The sequence below is a fragment of the Candidatus Taylorbacteria bacterium genome (genome assembly GCA_039934295.1).
In the GTDB taxonomy this organism is placed as follows: Bacteria; Patescibacteriota; Minisyncoccia; order Phycocordibacterales; family HO2-43-120; genus HO2-43-120.
Window position 1 is genome coordinate 1 of record JBDTMN010000008.1, and the last position, 23,831, is coordinate 23,831.

The window sequence follows — 23,831 nt, forward strand, 5'->3', positions numbered from 1 at the left end:
TTCTCACTGCTTTGGAGAGACCAAAGAGTGCAATATGTATCTGGCCTTATGCATTGAATGAAAACGAAATGCGAGGCAACTGCGGATACACGAAGGAGAGGGGACGGGGGAAACTCATTCGGTATGAAAACTAGCGTCCAAGATTATCGCTGTAAATTTTGGTGAGCGTCGGCAGGCGCGTTTTCTTGAAATCGGCGGAGAGAGTATCGAGATTTTGAGCGAGAAATCCGGCAAGGGAAAGTCCGGTGTCTGAAAAGATGCTTCGATTGATATGGGTCATGGAGAGCGAGCCCAATTCTCCCAAAAGGCCAACTCCGCCTCGGACCGTTACGTTAAGCCCGATCAAGTTCCCATTTTTGTCCACCACTGACCCGCCCGATGAACCCCTTTCTCCGACAGTTGATGCGGAGAGGAGGAGAAAATCCCTTTGTCTTCCGTCGAAACTTTGGATAGCGTTGATTTTGGTGACAGCAGAAACAGAGAAAAGGTCGCGATTCAAGCTCACGCCTCCCAAGACTCCGGCGGGGTAGCCGGTGGCAAGGACATCAATACCTCTCGTTTCGACTTCATTAAAATTCATGGGAAGATAGGGGAAAGAAGCGGGGAGCGCGAGGCGGGGGTCTATGCTTTGGTCAATGAGGAGGAGCGCGAAATCATTTTCTCCGGTGCCGACGGGATCCAACTCGGTGATTGTCGCATAATTTTTGGACACCCACGTTTCTGGAATATAAAAAAGAGTTGCCTTGTAGCGAGCTTGGGCCGGATTACCCGTCCGAATCACGCAGTCGATAAAATTTTCTCGGGTGAAATCTTTGAGAAGAAAATATTGGCCAATGTGCGCGTTTGTGAGCACCACTCCTCGGGGGTCAACGATGACCCCGGTTCCGGAGATGGCGAAGAAGGGAGGGGATTTGGGAATGCAGATGATGTTTACCAGGGCCTCTTTTGTTTTTTTGCTTACATCGACGAAATCATTTCTCTCGAACAAAAATGCTTGGAGCGAGAAAGCCAAATTGCTCTTTGCTACCTCTTTCATATTTTCTCCACTCCCTTTCTCAAGGGGAATGTGCGCAAGATTTTTGGTTGCCAAAAACAAGGGAATAACAAGAATCAGCGCTATCGCAAGCCATTTCAGTTTTTTTGACGAGTGCCCCATGAGGTTATTATATGCGTTAAACTTCGAAATGTGAAAGCTCGTCCATCTTATTGCGACCACCTGTCATTTCTGTTATATTTTACAAATCGCGGGACTGGTTTAGTGGTAAAATGACACACTTCCAATGTGTAGTCGGGGGTTCGATTCCCCCGTCCCGCACAAATGAAAAACAGTTTGCTCTGTAAAGGACCAGACTGTTATTCATTTTTGCTAATGTTGGGGGATCGAACTGGGAAGGGGTCGGGAAACGGGAGTTTCCCGTGGAGGTGAGAAGCGAAAACTTGGAGCTTCGCAAGACCTTTTGAGACAATTTCTGAATTGTCCAAAAGGTGTACTGTTCCTGTAAGGAAAACCGAGTCTTCGAGGAATTAGAAACCGTGGGTTTCTAAAGAGTCCCGAGTCTTACGAGGGACGAGTGAGATAGCGAAGCGTCCCCCGTCCCGCACAAATTTTTCTTTTCGGGTATAATCTCTCTATGAGCCAGGAAGGATTAGAACCCAACAAGTTGAAGATTTCCTTAAAGCCCGAAGATATGGTCGGGAAATTTCATGTTGAGGAAGAGAATAAAAAGAACACGATTCGAGAAGATGCCAAAAAACGCTTAATCGGTGGTTTATCGCGAGGTTACTTGGATTATGTAGAAAAGAGTCTCGAAGGCGTAGATAATGTCCGTGCAGAGGATGAAGACATTGATAATTATCAGTATGATCGAAATGATGATGACTGGGAATGGGAAAAAAGAAGACGATTATCTAACATACCCGATGAAGTCAAAGATTCTCCAGAGGTTATACAAGCCGCCACGGAAGGAATGATGGGATGCTTATCGAACGGAGATATAGAGCAGGCAACCGAAATTAAGAATATTTTCTCTATTCCCACCGAAATTATTTACCATTCAACTGAACTACATGCCATTCAAGAGGCATTGGCGCGCCGCTTATCACATGAAGATAACGACGGCGTAATTGAGTTAATAAATAATTTTTTCCCCGCTCGTTCTGCAGAAGGAGGACTCTCACCAGAATTTGAGCAAACTTTTAAAAAGATACTAGGAAACCTTATCTCAGATGGTTATGTTGATAGAGCAATTGAAATTAAACATAGACTTTACCTGAGCCAGTCAATTATCACCTCTTCCGAAATTCAAGACAGCATTAAAAAACAACTTATATATTTCTTTCAGCGCGACGATATTAGGGGAGCTGAACATCTTAAAGAACAATTTTCAATAACCGCAAATGTACTAGCTTCCTCCGAAGTTCAGGAGATTGTTAAACATTTTGTCGCATATACACTTTCAAAGGAGTACTATAACGATATTGGATACGCTAGGGAGATTTGTGGTAAGTTTTCTCTTTCCTCAGAGAACGTCATGCAGGCCGCCACAGAAGGATTGATAGCACGATTGTCAAAGGGAGATATTCATAGGGCAAGCGAAATCAGACAGGAATTCTCCATTTCTCCAGAGACGATTACTTCACCGACAGTACAACAGGCGGCTAGGCAAGGAATGTTGGATTTATTATTGGACGATAAAGAATACAGATCCATCGAACATGCTATTGCCATAAAAGATCAGTTTGCCATTTTACCTGAGTCTCTGGCTTCCCCAGAGACTCAACGGGTTTGTCAGAAAGTGGTCGTGAGGTATTTGTCTTCGGAGTATCCTCAGATTGACGAGGCCATAAAATTTAGAAATCAATTTGGACTTTCTGATTCTGCTACAAGACAGGCCGCCGAGGAAGGAATGATAGCGCAAATAAAGAGGAATAGCATGCATGATGCGGAAAAAATAAAAAATAAATTTTTTTCTTCTGGGGAAGAAGCCTTGTCCCCTGAAGTGCAAGAAGCGGTTAAACAGGCAATGATTAGAACACTGTTAGCAGGTGAGAATGCCTTTATCACAGAAACTTTAAGGTTGAAGATGAGCTTCGCTCTTCCTACTGAAGTGTTATCTTCTTCCGAAGTCCAGCAAGCCGCAGAACGAGCTATGTTGAAATGTCTTACGAACGGAGAGGTACTTAACACGGTTAGAATTAAAAATTCCTTTTCCCTACCGACCGAGGTAACTTCATCTCATGCGGTTCAACTGGCGGCAAGAGCAGGCATGGCAAAATGTTTAGCAAAGGGGAATGCCTATAACACATCTGACGTAGATGAAATCAGAAACATGTTTTCTCTTTCTGTTGAGAATACACAGCTAGCCGCGAAAGAGGGTATGATGGCGCAATTAGCGAATGGAAACATCGCCGGGGCCGAGTCGATTCAGGAAAAGTTTTCAATTTCTCAAGAGATTATAGTTTCTGACGAAGTTAGAAAGGCTGCTACAGAGGGAGTGTCTAGATGTCTATTAAATGGATCTGTTGACGATGTCCTTAAGATAATTGACAAATTTTCATTACCAATTGAATACATAAAATATAACATTATAGGAGTAATGACACTTGCCTTAGCTTCAGGGACTGAACGAATGGATGTTGCCATTGAAATTAAAAGTAAATTCCCGTCTTTAGTAGCCGAAATTACTACGTCCTATAAAGATACTCAAGAAGCTGCGAATGAAGGTTTATTTAAGTATATATCATATGGCCACATTGATAGCGCATATTTTAATAGAATTAGTTCAGTAATGAATAAGTTTTCTCTTCGGGCCGATTATCTATTTTCGCCGAAAATGCAGAAAATCGCCATTAAGAAAATTACAGACTGGATATCGGCAAGAAATGGCCGAGACGTTGTCATGCAAATTAAAGATCAGTTTTTACTACCTGACGAGGCGGTTCATTCTGCGGTAATAGACGGCATGGTAAACCTTTTGAGCTCAGGACAAATTGACTATGCTGAAAAAGTTAAGGACCAATATTCTCTTTCAGCCGAAAATTTGTTAAAAGCGGCAAAGCAAGCTTTTCTCAAGTGTTTAGCTGACGACAAAAATGAACGTGCAGAACAGATAAAAGAAAAATTCAAAGTGAGCGTTAGCAGTGAAGATATTCTCGAATACTTTCCTGAAATACGGACCTTATTATCTGAATTACGAACTATCTCTCCAGATTTTGCGACGCAAGCTGAAAAAACACCGGATTTGTTATTAAGTCTCCTTGAATTTAGGAAAAATCCAAAGAAGATTATCGATATCGCAACACAAAATCCTTTTCTTTTGGAGGCGGTGGCTTCCAACCCTCGTTTCGGTTCGCGGTTGCTGATTAAATATCCGCAATTCGACCGCATATCCAAAGAAAATATAACAACGCAATGCGCGGCTAAAAAGAAAATTATGACGGAACATCCCGATATTGACCCGCAATCAGTTGAATTTCGCATGTTGATGCAGGATACTTTGTTGGCCTTTGGCAAAAACAAAGAGGTAGTGGCGGACATTGACTCAAAAGGACTTAGTTCAGAACGGTGGCTCAATTATGATGAGACCGCCTCGTTTAATTTAGGGTCAAATGAAAATACATTGGCTTTTTCGGAAATAATTACTACGCCGATTAACAGGATTAAGGAGACAATTGATACTTATGCCTACACTATCAAAGAAGTGTTGAGTGAGTACCGTGTCGAGTTAATTGCTTTTGAGATCGCATTAGGTGGGGGTACAGCACCAACAGATGAGCTTCAGAAAATGATGACGGCTCTAGAAAAAGCCAAGAGCGAAGGGAATGCAAAAAGAGTAGCAGGTATTGAAAAAGGAATAGAAAATCTAAAAGCTAAATCATCACAAGAGCGAAAAGGTGTACTTTGGGAGAAACTTTTAGCCGATGTAGCTTCATTTCAGCGGCTCAAGGATGACATATTTAAGGCGCAGGAGATATTTGCCAGCACAGAAAAGGAACTTGAAAACGCGATTACAGAGAAAATGCCTTCGGGTAAAAAGATTCAGGAGATTAAGCGCAAAATGGCAGTCGCAAAGGAAGACCTACGCGCCAAGTTTACTGTCATGGAGCGTCGCATTGAGGAATTTAGAGCGAGTCTCCAAAATATGATTGCTCCGGCTTTGAGTAGTGAACGCGCTTCCGCTCTCGTTCAAGACATAAATACTCGACTTGCCGAGCAGTTCAACCATTTCGATGCCGACAGAAGCATGCTTAAAAATCTTTTTGGTGAACAGTCTGATAAAAAAAAGGAAGAGATGGAAAGTCGTCCCATGAGCATATTCGTCTGGACGAGAGACCCCGATGTTGATTTATATCAAGGCAATTACTCACCGTGCTGTATATGCATAGACAGCACATATCATGGAGCCGAATCTCCTATCGCTGACTATAATACCGACCTCGGTATCCAAATTGTAAATGTGTGGGACGAAACCAAAAATGAGCCGGTAACGGCGGCTTGGTGTTGGCTTGGCGAAGACGAAAATGGGGAGCCAGCTTTGGTGGTGGATAATATTGAAGCCAATACATTATTTAGTGCAAACTTCTCTGAGCAGTTTACAAATGAGCTTTTTAAATATATCAAGGAGTATGCTAAAGCAGTCGGCGTCAAGAAAGTCGTGCTCGGAAAAGCTAATAATGATTTGCCTACTGCTGGAGAGTTATCAAAACTTCCTGAAAACGTTCAGAAATACACCAAGATAGGTGGTGCAAATAGGTCTGACGGATACTTTTTGGAAGCAGAGAGCAGTTCAGTCAAAGTGATTTGGGAAAAAGGAGTTAAGTCTTCAACTAAAAAAGCGGAATCGAAAACAAAAAAGTCTGAAGCTGAACGTGTAGTGTTTAGTGAAGTCAACGCGTATGCTCTCACCGAGCCTGATTTTCGCTCAATGAGAGAACTTGAACGCCGAGTATATGTAAATGATAGCGAACTCATACAAGGCCTTGAGCTTGTAAGAGATATTAATGAGGGCAATGGTCTCGAGTATTCTGTAGCGATTTGGGGTGTTCCTGAAGGTAGCACTAAACAAGAAATGATTGCCTACGCAGTTGCAGTAGAAGATGAAACTGATGAAGGAGACAAATCAGTCTATCTTGAGGATATTGCCGTGGCTCCGGAAGCTCAACGGCAAGGAGTCGGACGGAAAATAATTCAAGAATTAGTGCAGAGGTTAAAAGCAAAGGCGACCACTCTCGGTGAGCCCGTACTTTTTGACATGCACCTGCGACCAAATTCTCTCGCTATGCTCGATACCCAGCGAGAAACATTTGCGGGAATTGGGGTAGTTCCCATTGAAGAAGTGCTTGTTCCTGACTACTATGACGAGGGTGAGGATGCTGTTTATCGGGTGTACGAGGTCATGCCATCGAGTCAAAATTGACAAGACGGGTATTCTCGTGTTATACTCAAAAACGGAAGAAGTCCCTACATTTTTCCCAATAGGAGTTCGTAAGTGAGAGGTTCTTACGAATTTTCCAAACTCTAACTTCAAAAAGGACAAAAGATGATTTCAGTGAAATGCGTCGGAGGACCCTACAATGGAGTTGTGTGGGCTGTGCCGCGGGAGATGAATCCATCAACACTCTTTCACGACTTGATCGAAAAAGAGTCGGGCTGGGAGATTGACCTCAGTCAGGCATCGCGGGAGGAGGCGATTGCTTGGGGCGGGGCAGACTTGATTGCACGCGCAGTGCGAGCAGTCAGAAAAGGTTTGACGGCTAACTTTATGGGCACGGAGTACTCCACAATGGAGGAGCTTCAATCATTTGAAGATGCCATGGTCAACTCGGGATACTGCGTCCGCGTAGCACAGGACGACGAGCGGGGAATGGTGGTGGACATCGTTCAGCCAGAGTAGTTCTTTTCTGCCGCAGCGGATAATTTCAACCGGACGAGTTTTTGCGGAAACTCGTCCACTTTATTGAGTTTACAATATTTGAAAATTGTGGATTCATTGAGTCAGATTTACAAAATTATTTACAGTCCCCGAGGGGCTATTGGTCAGGCGATGGAACCCAAGTAGTGGAGTAAAATTCACTACGAGGCATGTTGGGCAAGCAAGAAAGCAGTGTGAGCGTTTTGACCCTAATTCTTTTTGATTTAACTATGACCCCAGATATAATCGAACATAATCCGAAACGTCTCGGTGATGTATTTGCTTTCAATGGCGATAGTAATGATGCTTTCTTTGAAGTTTGTGATTGCAACCTTGTCTCCATAGATAATAATCTGAGCCGGGATATTTAGTTTTTCGGTCGGAATCATCTTGCGAGTGATTAAATGTTTCTCGTCTTCTTCTACTGGAAGCACTGCCACGTGCCCTTCGTGGCGGGGAGTGATAGCTCGCGTCTTAATATTCTGCTCCGCCTGCTTCTTAACTTGCTCCTTGATGAGATGGATTACTTCCTGTTTTCCTTGATGAATTGGAGAACTTATCACCAAAATATTTTGATTCACATCGAGAATATCGTTATATATCTCTTGAAGTCCCGCGACTCCTTCCAAAAACTGGACGTTCGGTTTTCCCTGTAAAAGATTAAAAGATGAAGAAAGGGAAGTGAGGGTCGTCTGAAGAAGTGCTTTTGATTGTTCCACATCTAATTTTTTTTCCTCGAGTAGTTCCACAAGTCGCTTTGGATGTTCGGGGGAAAACAGTGCGATCCTTCCTGATGTTTTTTTCTTTTCAACTAATCGAAGAACGATTAACTGTTCGAGTACTTTATAGGTAAGGGCGCGACCGAGCCCTGTTTTTTTTGAAAGATGCTTGGCTGGAGAGATGCCGGTCTCAAGCAAGCATGAATACACTAGCGCTTGCTCGGAGGATAATCCGGAATTCTCTATTATATTTTTGTCTTTTTCATTCATATCATCGTGACAATTATATCCTATATTACAGTTAAATATTGTCAATAGTCATGAAATGGTGAATCAGTGTATCACAGACCTGTAACTAGCTTGACATAGTGTTTATATATGTTACACTACTGCAAGACGATAGAGATGGGATAAGCACTTGCTTGCCGCTATCGATTGACAAAAAAAGGCATTATATAGGTGGCCTAAAACTACCAGTAGAAAAATTGATTATGAAGACCTACTTTGGATTCGGTATCGCCCCTTCGATGTTCCCCCTTGAATGCGGCATTCGTAAAAGCAATCTTACGGTGGAGCAGGCGAAGGAGATCATTGGTGAGGGGGTGACCTCCTGCCTCAACCCGAGCCACAAGGCTTCGATTGAGGTGATGAAGACCCGCTTCCAGGTGGAAGTGGAGATTCCGCCCAAGGCGCCGAGTGTCTCGCTCGTAAATGGCGACCGACTGGTCGTCATGGGAGTCGCAGGGCTCCCCCGGTTGGAGAACCGGCACGAGTACACCACCGACGAGGTGAACGCCGCGAAATTCAATTTCGCACTGTTCACGGTCTCGGAATAGCCGAGACTGGAAGAAGTTGAAAGATCTTGTAAAACTTTCCTCTACCCGTTGAGTGAACGGGTTGCTTCTCACGATGTGTATCGTGACTGATGAGTCCGAAAGGACGAAAAGCAGAATGATCTTTGATACGAGTTACTCATAGCAATTTGTTACTAATATGTTTGGTGACAGGTTGCTATGAATACTCAAATTATGAAAGCTCACGAAGCAGTGAGTTTGTTGTTCTCAACACACACCTATGTAAAGCATGATGCCTGGTTTCCGACTCTTTTTGGAGGAGATAGGTTGTCATGTTGCGATGAGGCGGTTGTGGTAATGGTGGAAGGTTGCATTGCGGCACTCGCCACAATCGCCCCCGAAGGAGAGATGACTTCCGGTCATCCGACGATTGTTGGTTTGTATACGGTGAGAGCATTTCGCCAGCAAGGTTATGGCAAGATGGTTCTCGAAGCGACAGTTCGCCGCTGTATGGAACGTGGATTTACCAAAGTCCACATTGATGTTCTCACGCCAAAAGCGATGATGACAGTCAATACACTGCAACTTGAACTTAGGAATGTTCTGGAAGTGGTGGATCAGTCGGCGTGCGGCTGTTTTTTGGAATAACATTAACACTACAATTGAGAGGAAAAAATGATCTGGTATGACTGGGAATGGGTGCAGTGGGCGAGGGCAGAGTGGCATTATTTGGAAAGTAAACCCGAAGGGAAATTGGCAAGAAGGGTCCGCTGGAGACTTTTGGTAAGAGCGGCTCGTGCTTATTTGCGGGTTGGGAAGGCTCAAGAGGAAGATTCAACTATCAGGGATGCTTTAAAGTTGGCGCATCTGTGGGTAGAAGAAAATTTCCAAGGAGTTGGGATATGGATTGGGACTGCACAATAACTGCGACTTCGGCACGCGGGGTACGAAGACTACCTGGCAACAGAATCGTCTCAGGAGAATTCATGATTCTCCACTTTATTGAGTCTACGACGTTGTCGCGGATTCAAAGAGTTCTTTAAAATGTTTTTCATAACACTTTGCTACTTACCGATAGGTGTCAGAGTGCTATGAAAAACAAAAAAAATATTGCCGTCGAGCCTTTCGGGCTCGTGCAGGCATCGGGACTTACAACTCAAGCTGTCCTCGAGACGCTTGAGATCGCGGACATGTGGAATTGCCACATTCCCTCACTTCTTGCTACTCCTACGGGAGAAGAGCGAGGGTACATCGGACTGGCGGAAGTAATTTCGTCGGTAGCAATAGTCTCGCTGGAGCAGGAGCTTCAGGAACGGGGATGGGAGTTTGCTTCTCCAAGTCTGTTTCTCTGCGGGAAGGACGAAGCTGGGAAATGGATTCTGCCACAGCTAGGGGATACGTTTACTGTGCTCAATGCACCTAAACACTTTCCTGGTCGGCCGGATTTCTACCCATGGATGCACACTGCACAGGGGGTGCGGGCCTTCGGGCTTACGCCTTTGTCCGACATCTTCACAGATGATGGAGATGTACGGCAGGGAGTCCGTTTCCCCGTCGTCAAGACGGGAAAGTAAAATGCAGAACGCTCCGCGGGGCGCAATTTCAACCGGACGAGTTTTTGCGGAAACTCGTCCACTTTATTGAGTCTACGACGTTGTCGCGGATTCACAGAGTTTTTTTGGAGACTGGTTTCTCACAACGATGTCGTGACAAATTTAGTCGTTACATTGTTGTGAGAAACCACAAAAAAAAGTCCGGAAACGGCCGCGTTCACTTCCACGCGAAGAATAAAGAAGTATTCATCGACTTCTCCTTTAAGAAAGAGGAGGTTACAGTAACCGGCACATTGCCGGTGAAGGTGGTAACGAGTGGGCTCGTCTGTCTTCTCAAAAAGCTGGACAAGTTCATTGACGACGACAATGGAGGTCGTTAAACTCCCACAATTCCGAGGGGAAGTTCCTCGGCGCTTGGTGAGCGGAAACAACTCGAGATGATTCATTTTATCTCGCCGTTTGCGAAGTGTGTACTTTGCCTGATGAGCTCAAAAGAGCGAAAACAAGAGGTCTTTGACAATTGAATAGCGAAGTTTGGAAGACCCTAGTACCGGAAAATAAGAATTTTCGTTACGGGGCATAGCGCGAGGCAAGAAATTTGCTTTGCAATGTTATTCCTCTTCGCCTCACTCATTGATAGCGTAATAAACTTAAAGATTGGTGGGGTAAGAGGGGTTGCATCTCATCTGGTCAGATGATCAGAGTGCGATTCCGAAAACAAAAAAGCACCAAAGAGTGCTGAAAGAAAATTATGAAAAAAAGTTTTTGGTTGTTGTGGGTCACGGTTTCGGCCGTGACACTCCGAGGAGTTTACCTCGGGGTGTCAAAACTCCTCTCGCTTCAAAGCGAGGGATGGGTTGACCTCCGGTCGGAGATGAGTTGGGTCGGTCTGGTGACCGGCCTACAGGTTGCGATATTCGTTGGCCTGATGGTTAGCGGATATCACCTCTCGGTGCGGGAGTCCTCACGGACAGCTCGCTAAGCCAAAGAGGGAAATAACACCAGACGCGAGTTTGGTTGCGACAAAATTCCTCCTTCGCTCTAAAGCTACGGAGGGACAAGCCGGTCGCGTAAATAAAGGTAAAAATTTTGTCCCCGTTTTTCAAAATGGAGAGCCGTGAGGAAGCAGAACCTCCGTCGTGATGACTGTCGATAATAGTCATAAGGTTAGTCGGGAGAAGTTGATTGGTTACGGCTTCTCCACTTTATTGAGTCCATTAAGTGAAAGATCTTGTGGACTCATAGAGTTATATCCGCGTTCTACAGGCGGAACAAGCTGTGGAAAATGGCGCAATAAAGGAGCGCCGGAAAATGAACAGAATTATAAAATTCCTCAGCAGTCTGCTGGGGAGAGAAACAAAGGCAATGGTAACAATCGCCACGGTCTCAGTCACCGAGATGGTGGCTGGAAAAATCAGGAAGGCGGTCGAGGAAATTCTCGACCCCGAGAGGAGGGAGGGTGGACCCTCCAGTTTCGAAATCGACCTCGGAGAGGTCGTCGTACATGCAAGTTACTGCATGTACGGACCCACCATAACCCTTGCGGTGGGTAGAGAAAAAATCAGATTGGTCGACCATGGTTATTGGTCGGCCATGGAGCTGGAAGTCGCAGAGAAGGTTTTGCGACTCCTGACTCCTCGACAGAAGGAGGCTGTCGAGAAAAGGGTCGCCATGGAGGTGGCTCAGAGTGTTCAGTGGAGAAAGGAGGAGGCAGAACGCTTGGTCACTGAAGAAGAAGTGGCCAAGCGGAGGGAGCAGTCCCTTCGGGAGTTTGTCGGTTAGCAGACTGTGGTGGTCTGCCGTTTTCTAGGGATTTCGTAAAAATCTCTAACTTATTCAATCAATAACAGGTGTTGTTGGTTGATAGGTTAAACGGCTTCAAGCAGGTGCCAAACAATACACCAGAAGGAGTAAAGAAATGAAAAAAATGTTTAGTTTTGACGCGGAGACCAACGGCCTTTGGGGCCAGGCTTTCGCGATCGGTGCGCTCGTCTATGACGAGAACGGCATCGAGATAGCGCGGTTCGTCGGTCGTATTGCAGATTCGGAAGTGACCGACAGTTGGGTAAAGGAAAATGTCCTGCCGAAAATTCAGGACATTCCGGTGACCCACGCGACCTACGACGAGCTTCTCGCCTCGTTCGCCGATTTCTACAAGGCGAACAAGGAAGGGGCCGACGTGATCGTTCACATGGGGTTTATCGTAGAGGTGAAAATCCTCCGCGACCTCCATGCCGCCGGACTCATCGGCGACTGGGATGCTCCGTATCCGCTCTACGACGTGAGCGGAAATCTCCAGCAGGCTGGAGAGGACGCGACCTCGGTCGACAAGTACGTCGCGAAGCACGGACTGTCGGTCGGCGAGTTCGCGGGCGGGACGCACAACCCACTCTATGACTCGGCCGTTGCGGCCGTGGTCTATCGCCACCTGCTGACGCGGGTCGCGAGTTAATTATCATAGGAAGTGCGACTTCCTTTCCATTCATGGATAAATCGTCGCAAGGTTATGTGGAGAAGTTGTTTGGTTACGACTTCTCCTCTGTTCTCCGCCTAAGGCGGACTGATGAGTCCTAAAGGACGAAAACAGAAAAAGCATGGAAACTTCTCATCTTCGATAAGTGAATTGTGTATATTCGAGACAAAATTTTGGTCTCATGAATTATTCGTGAGCTGATAGAGATATTTTCATTTTTTTAACCGGTTTTTGGCATAAGGGGGCTGATGCATAAGCCCTCACATGCTGAAAATCGGATGTTCTGGTGAGTAAGCAAACTCAACAACAAAAAAATAAAAAAAATGAAAAAAATCGAAATGAAATGGGGCGGTGGCGACTTCAACATTGTCCTCGACCTTCGGTCGAGAAATGTGCTGGAGTATTCCAGCGAAACGGCGGCGGCGAGTATTCATGCCACTTATGGTGGCAAAAACTACTACCGCTCCTTGTCGGGAGCGAGTGGCGCGGGATGGATTCCTGCTCTACCGTGGGTGCGAATACTCCCGACCTATCGAGTGGACATGACGTCACCCGATTTCGGGCTTCAGCCCGATGCTGACGGCAAGGTTAAACTGCCGACGGTGCTCGGCAAAGCGATCTGGGCTCCGATTGACTATCGGGGCGCAGGGATTCCTCACGACTACCCCTTCCTTGTGGAGGAAGGGGATCGATTTGTGGCGACGGATCGCTACATGTTGGCTGGGTACCTCGCTGGAAAAGTTCCGGAGGTGGAGACCCCGGTATCAATTTCTTTCATCCGGAGCACGACTTCAGATATGGAAACGAAAAAGTGGACAGTTCTCCATGCAAATGGGGACCGTTTCACTTTCCAGAACCTTCGCCGAGCTCTGGAGGGCAGGTTCATTCATGATCTTGCCTTTGAGTGGCCGACGAGTAGTGACGGTGGGTATAACACCACCTTGAACTTTTGGAAGCGCCTCGGGCTCCACCTTGTCTCCGGTGCGATATACAAAATTTCTGGGCGTATCGCGCGTAAGCGTTACACTCGGGAGGAGCTCTCAACGGTTGAGACACTTCAGGTAGCTGTTCCGGCCAATGTGACCGTTCTCACTCCAACCTGCTATTTGCAGGAGAAGTTGGAGGGGCAGTTCGACGCTGTCGGACTTTTTGAGTTTGAGGGTGTCACTGAAGATTTCGAGATCACCCTTGAGTTGCCCGAAGCGGTTCGGGCGATGCAAGGGCAGTTCGAAGAAATCGTCGGGCGTCTCCGCGAAGGCGCGGAGAACAAAATTCGGCAAGCAGCCGAATTTCGGCGGGAGCAGGAAAAACACACCGCTGACCTGCTTGAGCGGGACCAACAGTTCAAGCGACTCTGCGAAGAACATGCTGAATTGGCTGTTACTGTTCAGGACAGCACGGATGCGGGCAATTGCATACCAGGAACGGAGGATTTCCGTCAGAGGTCATTCCCAAGTCGGGACAGCGTCACTGTCGGGGAGTTGGTCAGGTTTGTGGCAGTGCCCGGCGTCCGCCGTGTACTTGAGCACAAACTTCAGCCGTTCATTGCGGTTGCAGCGTAAGTTTTTTCAAGGTTTCTCATTTTAATCCTGTCGCGAGTGCGACAAAAAATGATGGGTTCCCGATATGGTGTCGGCGTGTCGAAAGACAAATTGGAGGATACGAAAATTCCTCCTACTTTTTGAGCCCACAGATTGAAAGATTGTTTGCGGGTTCATTGGTAGAAACGATTTTCAGAAGAATAGGAAATCTATGATACGAATAAAATGTCTCGGCGGAGCATACAACGGGCAAGTGAGAACTCCGCCTGCAGATATGAAGCCAGTTCTCTTGCTCTTTGAGATGGTTGATCAGGGTTTTGGCTGGCAGATTGATTTCTCTGGCGCAGATCGTGAAGAAACGATTCAATGGGGCGGGGCGGACTTGATGGCGAGGGCATATCGAGCTGTTAAAAACGGGCGTGTCGCAACTTTTCTCGGGGTGGAGTACAAAACCGTGGAAGAGCTACAGGCGTTTGAGGACGCGATCGTTGACTCGGGATATTACGTAAAGGTAAATCGAGATGACGATGAGGGGCTGGAGGTGCTAATCATCCAGCCAGAGTAGTTCTTTACCGCCGCAGCGGATAATTTCAACCGGACGAGTTTTTGCGGAAACTCGTCCACTTTATTGAGTTTACAATATTTGAAAATTGTGCATTCATTGAGTCAGATTTACAAAATTATTTATAGTCCCCGAGGGGCTATCGGTCAGACGACGGAACCCCAAGTAGTGGAGTAAAATTTACTACGAGGCATGTTGCGCAAGCAAGAAAGCAGTGTGAGCGTTATAACCCTAATTCTTTAAAAAGACTAGGCAAAAAAACTCTCTCCTCTAGCACCGCTTTCAGGTTTGTGCACATTCTGTCGCCATGGCCCGTAGCCCCGCGGGGATTTTTTCGTGCATACTTTTAATGTCAAATAGTTATACACATATATGCTTGACTTTCCGACATATCCACGATACACTTAAGGTATGTTTAATAAATATGTTGATTTTATCAGTTCTCTAAGAAAAGAGCGGGGTTTTTCGCAACTTGAAATAGCTGGGAAACTTAATATTTCACGTTCCTCATACATCGCCTTTGAACAGGGACGACGTGAACTTACACTCGCTGAAGCTAGCGAGCTGGGGAAGATTTTCGACATCTCTCTTGAAGAAATAAAAATGGGGACGCTGGCTAGTCCCACAGTTATTATTGAAAAAAAGCGCAAATCTAAAAAACATACTGTTATGACAGATAAAATTTGGGAGCGCGTATCTGTGCCCCAAGAAAAGGCGGAGAAATTTAAGCAAGCGCTTCTCTACATACTTTCTAAAATTGGGGGCAAGCCGAATATCGGACAGACGGTATTATATAAGATTCTCTATTTCATCGACTTTGATTATTATGAAAAGTACGAGGAACAGTTAATCGGAGCTCGATATATACGAAATACCCATGGTCCGACACCTGTGGCGTTTTCAAAGATTGTTTTTCTTCTTGAGAAAGAGGGAAAGCTTGAGACAGTGAAAAGCAAATTTTATAAATATGAGCAGACTAAATACTTAGTCAATCCAGACGAAGCATTAAATCTATCAAAACTGTCCGGTCAAGAAATAGCCCACATCGATTGGGAAATTAATCGTTTTTCGGATTTTACTGCCAAGCAAATTTCGGCACTGTCGCACAAAGATACTCCGTGGCTTATTGCCAAGGAAAAAGAACAACTTGATTATGAGTACGTTTTTTACCGACCGGAAGAAACATCAGTACGAGAATATGAGCCACTTTAATCAATTACCAGAATTTGAAAAAGAATTCGGAAAGCTTTGGAAGAAATATCGGAGCTTAATTGAAGATATCAAAAAATTTGAAAGACTTATACTCGCAAACTCAACAGGTCTGGGCGTGAATTTTATTACTATCCACTATTCTCCAAAAGTAAAAATAGTAAAGGCACGCCTTGCATGTAAAAGTTTACGAGACCGGTCAATACGGGTTATTTATGCGTACCATAATGAGACAATCACTTTTGTTTACATCGAAATCTATTTTAAAGGAGATAAAGAAAATGAAGATCAAGAAAGAATTAAGCGGTATCTGAAAACTGTCGAATAAAGAGGTGTCTGGGACAAATTTTTATGGTACATTAGTATAATATGAAACGATATAAAATATTTTTGGTTGTGGTTTTTGTCGTTTTTTGGATATGGGCGGCGATTCTACCCACATATCGGCATGATTGGCTTTTGGAAAATTATCTCGTGTTTATTTTTGTTCCCCTCATTTTTATTTTAGGTAAATATTTCAAGCTGTCGAACGTTTCATACACGCTTATCACCATTTTCATGGTGTTGCATGTGGTTGGTTCGCACTATACCTACGCCGAGGTGCCGTTTGGTTACACGATTGAGCACTGGTTTGGCGCGGATAGAAACATGTATGACCGCTTGGTGCATTTTAGTTTCGGTTTTCTTTTGGCGTACCCCGCGCGAGAAGTTTTTATGCGACTCTCAAACGCAAAAGGGTTTTGGTCATACTATTTTCCGCTCGACTTGGTGGGGGCGTCGTCGGCGCTTTATGAAATAATCGAGTGGCTCACGGCGCGCAATGTTGACCCCGCGGCGGGACTCGCATTTTTGGGAAGCCAGGGCGATGTTTGGGACGCGCAGAAAGATATGCTCATGGCCATTGCGGGGGTCTCCATTGCCATGCTCATTATTTTCATCATCAACTCAATTTACAATAAGCATCACTGGCAGGAATTTAAGGACAGCTTCAAAATTCCAAAAGGTGATCGCCCTCTTGGTGAAGAAAAATTGAAGGAGTATCTCCATTCTTGAAAAGAAAACTGAAAAAAGGAGCCATTTGACAATTACTTGACAATTCAATACAGGTTGGTTTACAATTACTTGACAATGTTAACAAAAGCTAAAATACTCGAAATTGCAAGGAAAAAGGGCAAAATATTCACTAGGGATATTGCTAAGGAATTTGAAGTTTCGAGGCAATATGCGAGCATTTTGTGTACCGAACTGGTAACTGAAAGGAAGCTCATAAAAATCGGCTCCACAAGAAATGCTTTGTACGTACTTCCTGAATATGCGAAAAATCATAAAGAAATTTTACCTGCACGTTTTAAGAAAACGTTTACCAATGTTTCACTCGAAGAGCACACTGTTCTCGAAGAAATAGAGCACGCTTTCGTGCTTCTTAAAAAACTTCCCGAAAATGTGAGAAGTATTTTCACCTATGCTTTTTCAGAAATGGTAAACAACGCAATAGAACATTCCGGGTCCAAGAAAATAAGCATTGAGCTTGCCATACAAGATAAAATTTTGGAGTTAATAATAGATGATTCCGGAATAGGAGTTTTCCGGAATATTATGCAGAAAAGAAAATTAAAATCAGAGCTGGAGGCAATCCAGGATTTGCTTAAGGGAAAAACAACCACTATGCCCAAATCTCATTCTGGGGAGGGGATTTTCTTCACTTCAAAAGTGGGTGAACAGTTTATATTAGACAGTTTCGGCCGAGAACTTATTGTAGACAATAAAATATCAGATGTTTTCATTAAGGAAGCTCAGAAACTTAAAAAAGGAACGAGAGTTATTTTCACACTTAATACTGAGTCAGAGCTACATCTTAACGATATTTTTAGGAAGTACACAAATTTGGGAGAGGAGAGCGACTACGGCTTTGATAAAACAGAAGTGCGCATAAAGCTCTATACGATTGCGGGTGTACATATTTCTCGTTCCCAAGCACGTCGAGTCCTATCAGGATTGGAAAAGTTTAAAATTATTGTTTTTGACTTTGACAAAGTGCCACTTGTCGGACAAGCCTTTGCTGACGAAGTTTTTAGAGTATTTCATCACACGCATCCCAAAATTGAACTCCAAGAAGTACATATGAACGAAGGAGTTAGGTTTATGGTTGAGAGAGCAAAAAATGAAGCTAAGGCCCGATCATAAATATATTCCGTCTCTGATGTTTTTTAGAAATATTTGAAATATTTCCTACTCTTTTTTAGATAGAGGTTCAACCTTTTTGAGATTTAAGGTCGAACCTTGGGGGGTTAATCAGCCTGTCTGATTTTCACTGAAAAATCGGGGTCGTTCGCGTATTTTTCCGCGCGGTCGTTTATAAAATACCGCGCTCGCGCATCTTCGAAAGAAAGCTTGGTGTCGATGAGGCCGAGATCGTACGCGAGCTTGTCGGAGTTCGCCGGAAGCAGAATCCTAAGGTTAAAAAGGGGCACTTTGTTCGGAGTAATTTTATCGACGTGCTGCACGATATTGGTGGTGCAGGTGTTGGTGATGGTATTGTAAAATTCGGGGTGGTCTTTGAGCGCGTTTGTCCGCTCCATCATGTCGAGAAATAAGGCGCGGGCTTTTTCCACCGTGGTTTTAATGGGGTAGACGTAGACCAAATCCTTGCGGTAATTTGAGCGTAGCTTCACGACATCACGCTCGTCTGCGATGACATACATGAGTTCGTACTGATTGAAGAGACCTTTGACTGGGTCGTATGATTCGCCTTTTTCTTTGCGGATTTCTACAGAAATGGAAACAAACTGGTCACCCTCAAATTCGAAACTCAAGAATGTGTGAGCCGACCCGGGAATTCCGGAAAACGGCTCGACGACGTACCAAACTTTCTTTAGGGTGCTGATGTCAAATGTTTTGTCGTAATAATGAGGCGTGTAGCTTGTAGTGGAGGCGTAGGTGAAATTGCGTATGTTGTGGATGGAAACAATATTCCCATTTATTTCAGCGAAGGCAAGAATTTTTTGGTCGTCGTTCCACTCTCTGTCATTGGACGCCTTCGTCGTGAAGTGAGTAATGGCGAGTGCGAATGCCACCCCAACAACTGCAAAGACAATGAGGTAGAGAATGAGTCGCTTTAGCCACTTTTTGATTTTTCTCATTTTATTATTCTACTTATTTCGTAAATCTTTATCCAGTCTTTTGGCTTCTGCCCAAGCGAGTTCGTAGATTTTTTTCATTGCGTCGGCAATCTCGGCGCTTTCGATTATGACGCCGAGCTTCTCGCGCCATGAGGCGATCATTATTTTATTGTCGTAGATGTTTATCTCTGGGGAAAAATAGTATTTGTCAGCCGGAACGAATGCGATTTCACGTTTTTCTTCCTCATCGTGTGAGGCACGCTCCTCTCCTGTCGGAGTTTTTGGAACAATTGCTCGAATTTTGATGTTTTTTTCTGCACGCCGTTTGTAGTACTCGGGAAAATAATTTGCGAGTCCTTTGTGCATGTCGTCTACGTTGGCATATGCGCGAATCGGCTCTTCAGAAGCCAAAGTGTCCTCGTACACGTGCTTGAGTCCCTCTTTTCCTTCATAGAATTTTATTTTTGGCCGATTTTGAGTTGCTTCCACGCGTCGAAGTTGTGGCACAAGCTCTTCGGCCTTTTTGATTTGTTCCTCGGTATCCTGAAGCCGGTCTTTCAGGAATCGCAAAATAGCATCTGGAGGCTCAACTGCGTATTCCTGCTTCGGCTCTTTCCCTGAAACATTCACTAACAATTTATTTGAAAGGGAATCGAGAATGTCGTAGCCCGTTGTTCTGTTTATTCCAGCTTTTCGAGAGATTTGTGTGACGGTGCCTTTACCGAGTTCAAGGAGTGCAACGTAAACGATGGTTTCTTTTTCGCTCAAGCCGAATGTTCGAAGGGTAATTTTTAATTGTGCGTTTTCATCCTTCATAACGAAAGTATATACCCAAATCGTATTTGTGTCAATAAGTTTCCACAAAAATATGTTGATACACAATAATATATTGAGAAATATGGCTATTTACAAAAGCAGATTGACGATAAAGATTGACAATGATGGAATAAAATGTTATCCTTTTGACAGAAGAGTGATGGTGGTTCTTTGAAAAAATATGTGTAAGCACTCGATGGGTGAAGGGTGGGTGTACTCTAGAGCCCACCATCCACCTATCGAGTGAGGCATAAAGCCGATTCCGCAATTGCGGGATTATGAAGAGCAGAACTGCTTCTCTACACAAGATGGTTGGAAACAACCTATGACCAATATTTTTCCCAACGTGCCTGCTACACTTCCTGCAAAGAGCGAACTTCCTAACGGAACTTCGCGAATGATCTGGAAATGGAGTTTCCCCGAAGGCTGTCTTCATGGGACTGTAACAATTAAAGGGGTGAAGTATAAAAAACTTCTCACTCTCGACCTGAACATTCCGGAAGCAGGGTTTGCGCAAATGGTAAACAGCGCCCCCCTCGGAGAAGCCGAGAAGATCTTCACGCTGAACTATCCATGTCCACACAAATGTCCGGGATGCTTTAACGAGGCAGAACTTCACAACCCAATCATGACATTGAAAGAGGTCTGGAAGGTTGTTGATGATGCAATAGAACTTGGTCTCGAATCAGTGAAATTTTTGGGACCAGGCGAATTACTCGCCAATCCTCAACTTTTCCAGATTCTAGATGGGTTCCGGGATCGGGGCATTGTGGTCGGGATATTCACCAAGGGAGCCATCATGGGAAATGACGCACTTGCGCATCATTACCACGGAATCAGTTCGAAAGAGCTGGTCAAAAAGCTCGTGTCATATCCGAATGTGACATTCTTGGTTGGAGGCCGGTCATTCGATCCTCATTTCGAAAACCTTTTCATTCCTCGGAATGAACGGCAAATCAATGAGAAGTTTGACTATCATGCAGCACGCGGAATAGCTCTCGAGCGACTCTGCGAAGCTGGGATGAATGCTGACCTTACTAAACCAAGGTTGGCAATTATCTGCAGTCCGGTGACTTCCCAGAATCTTAGTTGTGTTGCGGAAATATACAAATGGGGCGCCGAAAGGAACATCCCAGTATATCTTCCACCAACTATGGTTTCAGGAAAGGGACACAAGCTGGTGAGGAAGGCTTCGGAGAAAAAATTCGAAGACGACTACATCAGATTGGCGGTCGAGGTCTATTTATGGGCAATTGATCGTGGGGTAATGACTCACGAACAATTTCTCGAGGAAGGACCTCATCCCTACATCGGAGTCGCCCCTTGCAATCAACTCACTCACGGTCTCTATATCCACTATGACGGAACTGTGCAGAGGTGTCCTGGCAATGACACTCCGGACTTTGTGGTTCATCCTAATGTTCGCACAGCGCCGCTTCGTGAGATCTGGAAAAACAGTAAAAACTACGCTATCAACCAGTTTAACAATGGATGTGTTAAGGATGGTGTGTCGCTCCCTAAACGTTTTTACGGAGAGGTGAAAGCAAAGGTAAATACACGGCAGTAGGTCTGCCAGACGCTTTGGAGAATAGCGTAAACAAACTCCAACCTCGCAATAAAATGCGGGGTTTTTTTATACATAATATGAATCATGTATTGATACCAATATACGAATGAGAACGATATACCAATGGATACGAATATTTACCACCCCTTTAGTTCCCCTCCTTGGAAAAGGAGGGGAGGGAGATCATTAGGAGAGAAAACACAAAACCGTCCGACTAAAACAAAATCCCGTAGAAACGGGATTTTGTTCAAAAGAATTTCTCTTTTCGTGAATCTTGCCTGCCCGACTGAACAGTCGTTCGGGCGGGAATCTAGATTCTTGAATCATTACTTGACTGCCTCCTTCAAAGCTTTAGCCGCTCTAAACTTCGGCACTCTCATTGCTGGAACAGAAATAGCTTCTCCTGTCCTTGGGTTTCGAGCTTGTCTTGCCGCTCTTTGTTTTACGGAGAAGATTCCGATTCCTGCGATAGATACTTCCTCACCTTTCTTTAGTGTATTTACGATTGAGTCAACTACTACGTCAATCGCTTGTTCGGCCTGAACTTTTGTTCCGCCGATTTTGGCTGCTATGGCCTCCGCTATTGCTTGTTTATTCATTTTATTGGGGAACTCACATGTTTGACGAATTTCTTTGTCAAAGCCTTCGGTACTTCCTCACCATACATAAGAGTATGGCTCGGTTCATCCCTCGGCTTTTCCTCGAACTTCATTCAAACATGTGAGTTCTTAGATGCTATCGTTAGCTGATAAAAGATTAAATAATGTCGACCTGAGAGCCTGTTCAAAATAATATTAGATTTGGAACAGGCTGATATTCCTTTAAACCGGGCAGAAACCCAGTGTTTTCTCTGTTTCTATTATATAGTAAGCCATTTTTTGGGCAACAGGCTCTGAAATAAGGAATGAGAATGGGAAAAAGTCAATTTTTACCGAGCATGTAACGTGTAGCGTGTCCTAAACCCGTCCGATGACGCGTCGGACTAGGGTAACATGTAACGTAAGAAAGGGGAATTTTCTTCTCTCGCACTCAATCATTTCAGGTAGTTACTTGCTTTTTGAGTCCTTTGGAATAATATAGGGTGTAGATAGACAGAAAAACAAACAAAAACGCAGTCAACACGTCAAACTCTATGAAAAAATACATATTCCGTCAGATCGCATTTATTGTGCTTGTCGGCACCGTCTTTTTTTTAATTTCCGTGAGTTTTCATAAAAAGGTCGATGTCGAGTTTGTTGATCCTGAAAAGACGATCATTGTGGTGGGGTTGGACACCTTGCTCGGACTCTTGATTTACTCTATCACGTTGGGCTACCGAGGTCGTCCCCACTCGTGGCATGAGTTGGGAAAAGAATGCGTGTATCGAGTCTGCTTTCGGTCTACTTCGGTTCGTGGTTTGCCACTTCAAACTGTTTTACTGGTAGTTAGTGAAGGATATGATCGCAAATACCCTCGCTACGTCGAGTTTGAAATTGAGTTGCCAGAAGCAATTCGGGCTGGGGAAAGTTTCGCTATTTTTGACAGCCCACTTGACGGTCTTCTTTTCGCGATTGGCCACCCCGGTGTTCACTTGTTGTGTTCAGACGAACTTGTCAAGCAAAAACAACCCAAACTGCGTCTGGCCTCGGCCTAACTTTGTTTTTCGGTCTCCTCGTCCTCACCACCCCGGATACGTTCGCGGGGTTTTTTCTAACATTTGTGATACTTCACTTCCGTATTCCCGTCGATTGATTTCAAGGAGACGATGGTCTATGATTGAGGGCGGAATTTAAAGAAAAACAACAAAAAAACGCTCCCTACACAAAAATCCCCAAAAATATGAGAAATTACCGTTTTCGCCTGGTTCTCGCTACTGTATTCGCATCCTTTTTCTTCCTTTCTGTCTTCACACTTCTTCGCATTGCACTTCCGTCTTGGCTCAGTATCCTTGTCTCCAGCTCAATTGCGGCGGTTACCGTCCTTCTCTGTGCTACTCAGCTCCTTGGCGGGTCGAAATCGTGGTGGGCATTGAGAGCAAAAACCGTGTACAGGGTGTGCTCTCGGTCTGACACGATTCATGATGACATACTCTGTACTTTTCTCTCGGTCCGGAGCGAAGGAGATGAACGCAAAGAACCGAAATACGTCAAGTTTGAACAGAAGTTGCCGGACGAGATTCAAGTTGGGAGCTACTTCATCATATTTGACCGCAGGCGCGAGGGTGTGGCACTCGTGGTTCGCGATTCGCGAAAGCCGTATGCGCTCTTTTCCTCTGAGCTTGGGAGGCGAGGACATGCTACATCTCGTTCTTCGGTCTAGCGTCTTGTTGTCCTTTTTTCACCTCCCGCGATTCGCTCGCGGGATTTTTTATGTTAAGAACCTATGACAAAAAAGGCACACGAATAATTACCACCCCAAACCCCTCCTTGGAAAAGGATGGGAGGAAAAAAGAAAAACAAAAACCCAGGGCGGCCTTCGGCCGCCCTGGGTTTTTCCTCTCTTTTTTCAGACGTTACACGTTACAAGTCGAAAATTTTACAATAGCTTTGCTATTGAAAATCTTTCGACATGATTTTTCTAGCGGAAAA

24 protein-coding genes and 1 tRNA gene are annotated in these 23,831 nt (G+C 44.7%); 20 read left to right on the forward strand and 5 right to left on the reverse strand.

Features of this window, described 5'->3' with window-relative positions; translation table 11 throughout:
• Positions 1-130 precede the first annotated feature (130 nt).
• Positions 131-1,156 (reverse strand): serine protease, encoded by a 1,026-nt coding sequence (locus tag ABI430_02970; GenBank protein MEO8637837.1) that lies wholly within the window; start codon positions 1,154-1,156, stop codon positions 131-133.
• Between the two features lie 88 nt (positions 1,157-1,244).
• Between ABI430_02970 and ABI430_02975 the strand changes: the two genes are divergently transcribed.
• From ABI430_02975 to ABI430_02985, 3 genes are all read left to right on the forward strand, one after another.
• Positions 1,245-1,315: transfer RNA gene (locus tag ABI430_02975), tRNA-Gly, on the forward strand.
• A gap of 316 nt (positions 1,316-1,631) precedes the next feature.
• Positions 1,632-6,416 (forward strand): GNAT family N-acetyltransferase, encoded by a 4,785-nt coding sequence (locus tag ABI430_02980; protein MEO8637838.1) that lies wholly within the window; start codon positions 1,632-1,634, stop codon positions 6,414-6,416.
• Positions 6,417-6,539: 123 nt separating this feature from the next.
• Positions 6,540-6,893 carry a hypothetical protein gene (locus tag ABI430_02985; protein MEO8637839.1) on the forward strand — a complete coding sequence of 118 codons (354 nt, stop codon included), beginning with the start codon at positions 6,540-6,542 and terminating at the stop codon, positions 6,891-6,893.
• 242 nt (positions 6,894-7,135) lie between these two features.
• On the opposite strand, the gene ABI430_02990 is transcribed toward ABI430_02985, so the two are convergent.
• Positions 7,136-7,900: a helix-turn-helix domain-containing protein gene (locus ABI430_02990; protein ID MEO8637840.1), complete on the reverse strand. Its 765-nt coding sequence runs from the start codon at positions 7,898-7,900 to the stop codon at positions 7,136-7,138.
• 221 nt (positions 7,901-8,121) lie between these two features.
• On the opposite strand from ABI430_02990, the gene ABI430_02995 reads away from it, so the two are divergent.
• The 13 genes from ABI430_02995 to ABI430_03055 all read left to right on the forward strand — a co-directional run bounded on the left by ABI430_02995 (position 8,122) and on the right by ABI430_03055 (position 17,946).
• The gene (locus tag ABI430_02995; GenBank protein MEO8637841.1) at positions 8,122-8,466 is read left to right on the forward strand and encodes a hypothetical protein; all 345 of its coding nucleotides are present in this window, start codon (positions 8,122-8,124) and stop codon (positions 8,464-8,466) included.
• 192 nt (positions 8,467-8,658) lie between these two features.
• Positions 8,659-9,072, forward strand: coding sequence for a GNAT family N-acetyltransferase (locus ABI430_03000; protein ID MEO8637842.1), 414 nt, complete (start codon positions 8,659-8,661; stop codon positions 9,070-9,072).
• A 27-nt stretch (positions 9,073-9,099) separates the two neighbouring features.
• Positions 9,100-9,348: a hypothetical protein gene (locus tag ABI430_03005; GenBank protein MEO8637843.1), complete on the forward strand. Its 249-nt coding sequence runs from the start codon at positions 9,100-9,102 to the stop codon at positions 9,346-9,348.
• A gap of 167 nt (positions 9,349-9,515) precedes the next feature.
• Positions 9,516-9,998, forward strand: a complete 483-nt coding sequence (locus tag ABI430_03010; GenBank protein MEO8637844.1) for a hypothetical protein — start codon at positions 9,516-9,518, stop codon at positions 9,996-9,998.
• Positions 9,999-10,156: 158 nt separating this feature from the next.
• Entirely contained in the window at positions 10,157-10,357 is a 201-nt protein-coding gene (locus tag ABI430_03015) for a hypothetical protein (protein MEO8637845.1), read from the forward strand.
• 898 nt (positions 10,358-11,255) lie between these two features.
• Entirely contained in the window at positions 11,256-11,759 is a 504-nt protein-coding gene (locus ABI430_03020) for a hypothetical protein (GenBank protein MEO8637846.1), read from the forward strand.
• Positions 11,760-11,895: 136 nt separating this feature from the next.
• Positions 11,896-12,429, forward strand: a complete 534-nt coding sequence (locus ABI430_03025; GenBank protein ID MEO8637847.1) for a hypothetical protein — start codon at positions 11,896-11,898, stop codon at positions 12,427-12,429.
• Between the two features lie 344 nt (positions 12,430-12,773).
• On the forward strand, positions 12,774-14,012 hold the full coding sequence (locus ABI430_03030; protein MEO8637848.1) for a hypothetical protein: 1,239 nt from the start codon (positions 12,774-12,776) through the stop codon (positions 14,010-14,012).
• A gap of 190 nt (positions 14,013-14,202) precedes the next feature.
• Positions 14,203-14,556: a hypothetical protein gene (locus tag ABI430_03035; protein MEO8637849.1), complete on the forward strand. Its 354-nt coding sequence runs from the start codon at positions 14,203-14,205 to the stop codon at positions 14,554-14,556.
• A gap of 408 nt (positions 14,557-14,964) precedes the next feature.
• Complete coding sequence (locus ABI430_03040; GenBank protein MEO8637850.1) at positions 14,965-15,765, forward strand: type II toxin-antitoxin system antitoxin SocA domain-containing protein; 801 nt, start codon at positions 14,965-14,967, stop codon at positions 15,763-15,765.
• Positions 15,752-16,090 carry a hypothetical protein gene (locus tag ABI430_03045; GenBank protein MEO8637851.1) on the forward strand — a complete coding sequence of 113 codons (339 nt, stop codon included), beginning with the start codon at positions 15,752-15,754 and terminating at the stop codon, positions 16,088-16,090. Before ABI430_03040 ends, ABI430_03045 begins: the two co-directional genes overlap by 14 nt.
• Positions 16,091-16,131: 41 nt before the next feature.
• A complete protein-coding gene (locus ABI430_03050) occupies positions 16,132-16,815 on the forward strand; it encodes a DUF2238 domain-containing protein (GenBank protein MEO8637852.1) in 684 nt (227 codons plus the stop codon).
• A 75-nt stretch (positions 16,816-16,890) separates the two neighbouring features.
• A complete protein-coding gene (locus ABI430_03055) occupies positions 16,891-17,946 on the forward strand; it encodes a DUF4325 domain-containing protein (GenBank protein MEO8637853.1) in 1,056 nt (351 codons plus the stop codon).
• Positions 17,947-18,050: 104 nt separating this feature from the next.
• Here ABI430_03055 and ABI430_03060 read toward each other — a convergent pair whose 3' ends face one another.
• Positions 18,051-18,902, reverse strand: a complete 852-nt coding sequence (locus tag ABI430_03060) for a DUF4105 domain-containing protein (protein ID MEO8637854.1) — start codon at positions 18,900-18,902, stop codon at positions 18,051-18,053.
• Positions 18,903-18,911: 9 nt separating this feature from the next.
• Positions 18,912-19,697: a helix-turn-helix domain-containing protein gene (locus ABI430_03065; protein ID MEO8637855.1), complete on the reverse strand. Its 786-nt coding sequence runs from the start codon at positions 19,695-19,697 to the stop codon at positions 18,912-18,914.
• A 52-nt stretch (positions 19,698-19,749) separates the two neighbouring features.
• Here ABI430_03065 and ABI430_03070 point away from each other — a divergent pair, with 52 nt between their 5' ends.
• Positions 19,750-19,872, forward strand: a complete 123-nt coding sequence (locus ABI430_03070) for a hypothetical protein (protein ID MEO8637856.1) — start codon at positions 19,750-19,752, stop codon at positions 19,870-19,872.
• A gap of 150 nt (positions 19,873-20,022) precedes the next feature.
• Positions 20,023-21,264, forward strand: coding sequence for an SPASM domain-containing protein (locus tag ABI430_03075; protein MEO8637857.1), 1,242 nt, complete (start codon positions 20,023-20,025; stop codon positions 21,262-21,264).
• Between the two features lie 326 nt (positions 21,265-21,590).
• On the opposite strand, the gene ABI430_03080 is transcribed toward ABI430_03075, so the two are convergent.
• Positions 21,591-21,863, reverse strand: a complete 273-nt coding sequence (locus ABI430_03080; GenBank protein ID MEO8637858.1) for an HU family DNA-binding protein — start codon at positions 21,861-21,863, stop codon at positions 21,591-21,593.
• Positions 21,864-22,396: 533 nt separating this feature from the next.
• Here ABI430_03080 and ABI430_03085 point away from each other — a divergent pair.
• A complete protein-coding gene (locus ABI430_03085; GenBank protein ID MEO8637859.1) occupies positions 22,397-22,897 on the forward strand; it encodes a hypothetical protein in 501 nt (166 codons plus the stop codon).
• A 185-nt stretch (positions 22,898-23,082) separates the two neighbouring features.
• Positions 23,083-23,562 (forward strand): hypothetical protein, encoded by a 480-nt coding sequence (locus tag ABI430_03090; GenBank protein ID MEO8637860.1) that lies wholly within the window; start codon positions 23,083-23,085, stop codon positions 23,560-23,562.
• Positions 23,563-23,831 lie beyond the last annotated feature (269 nt).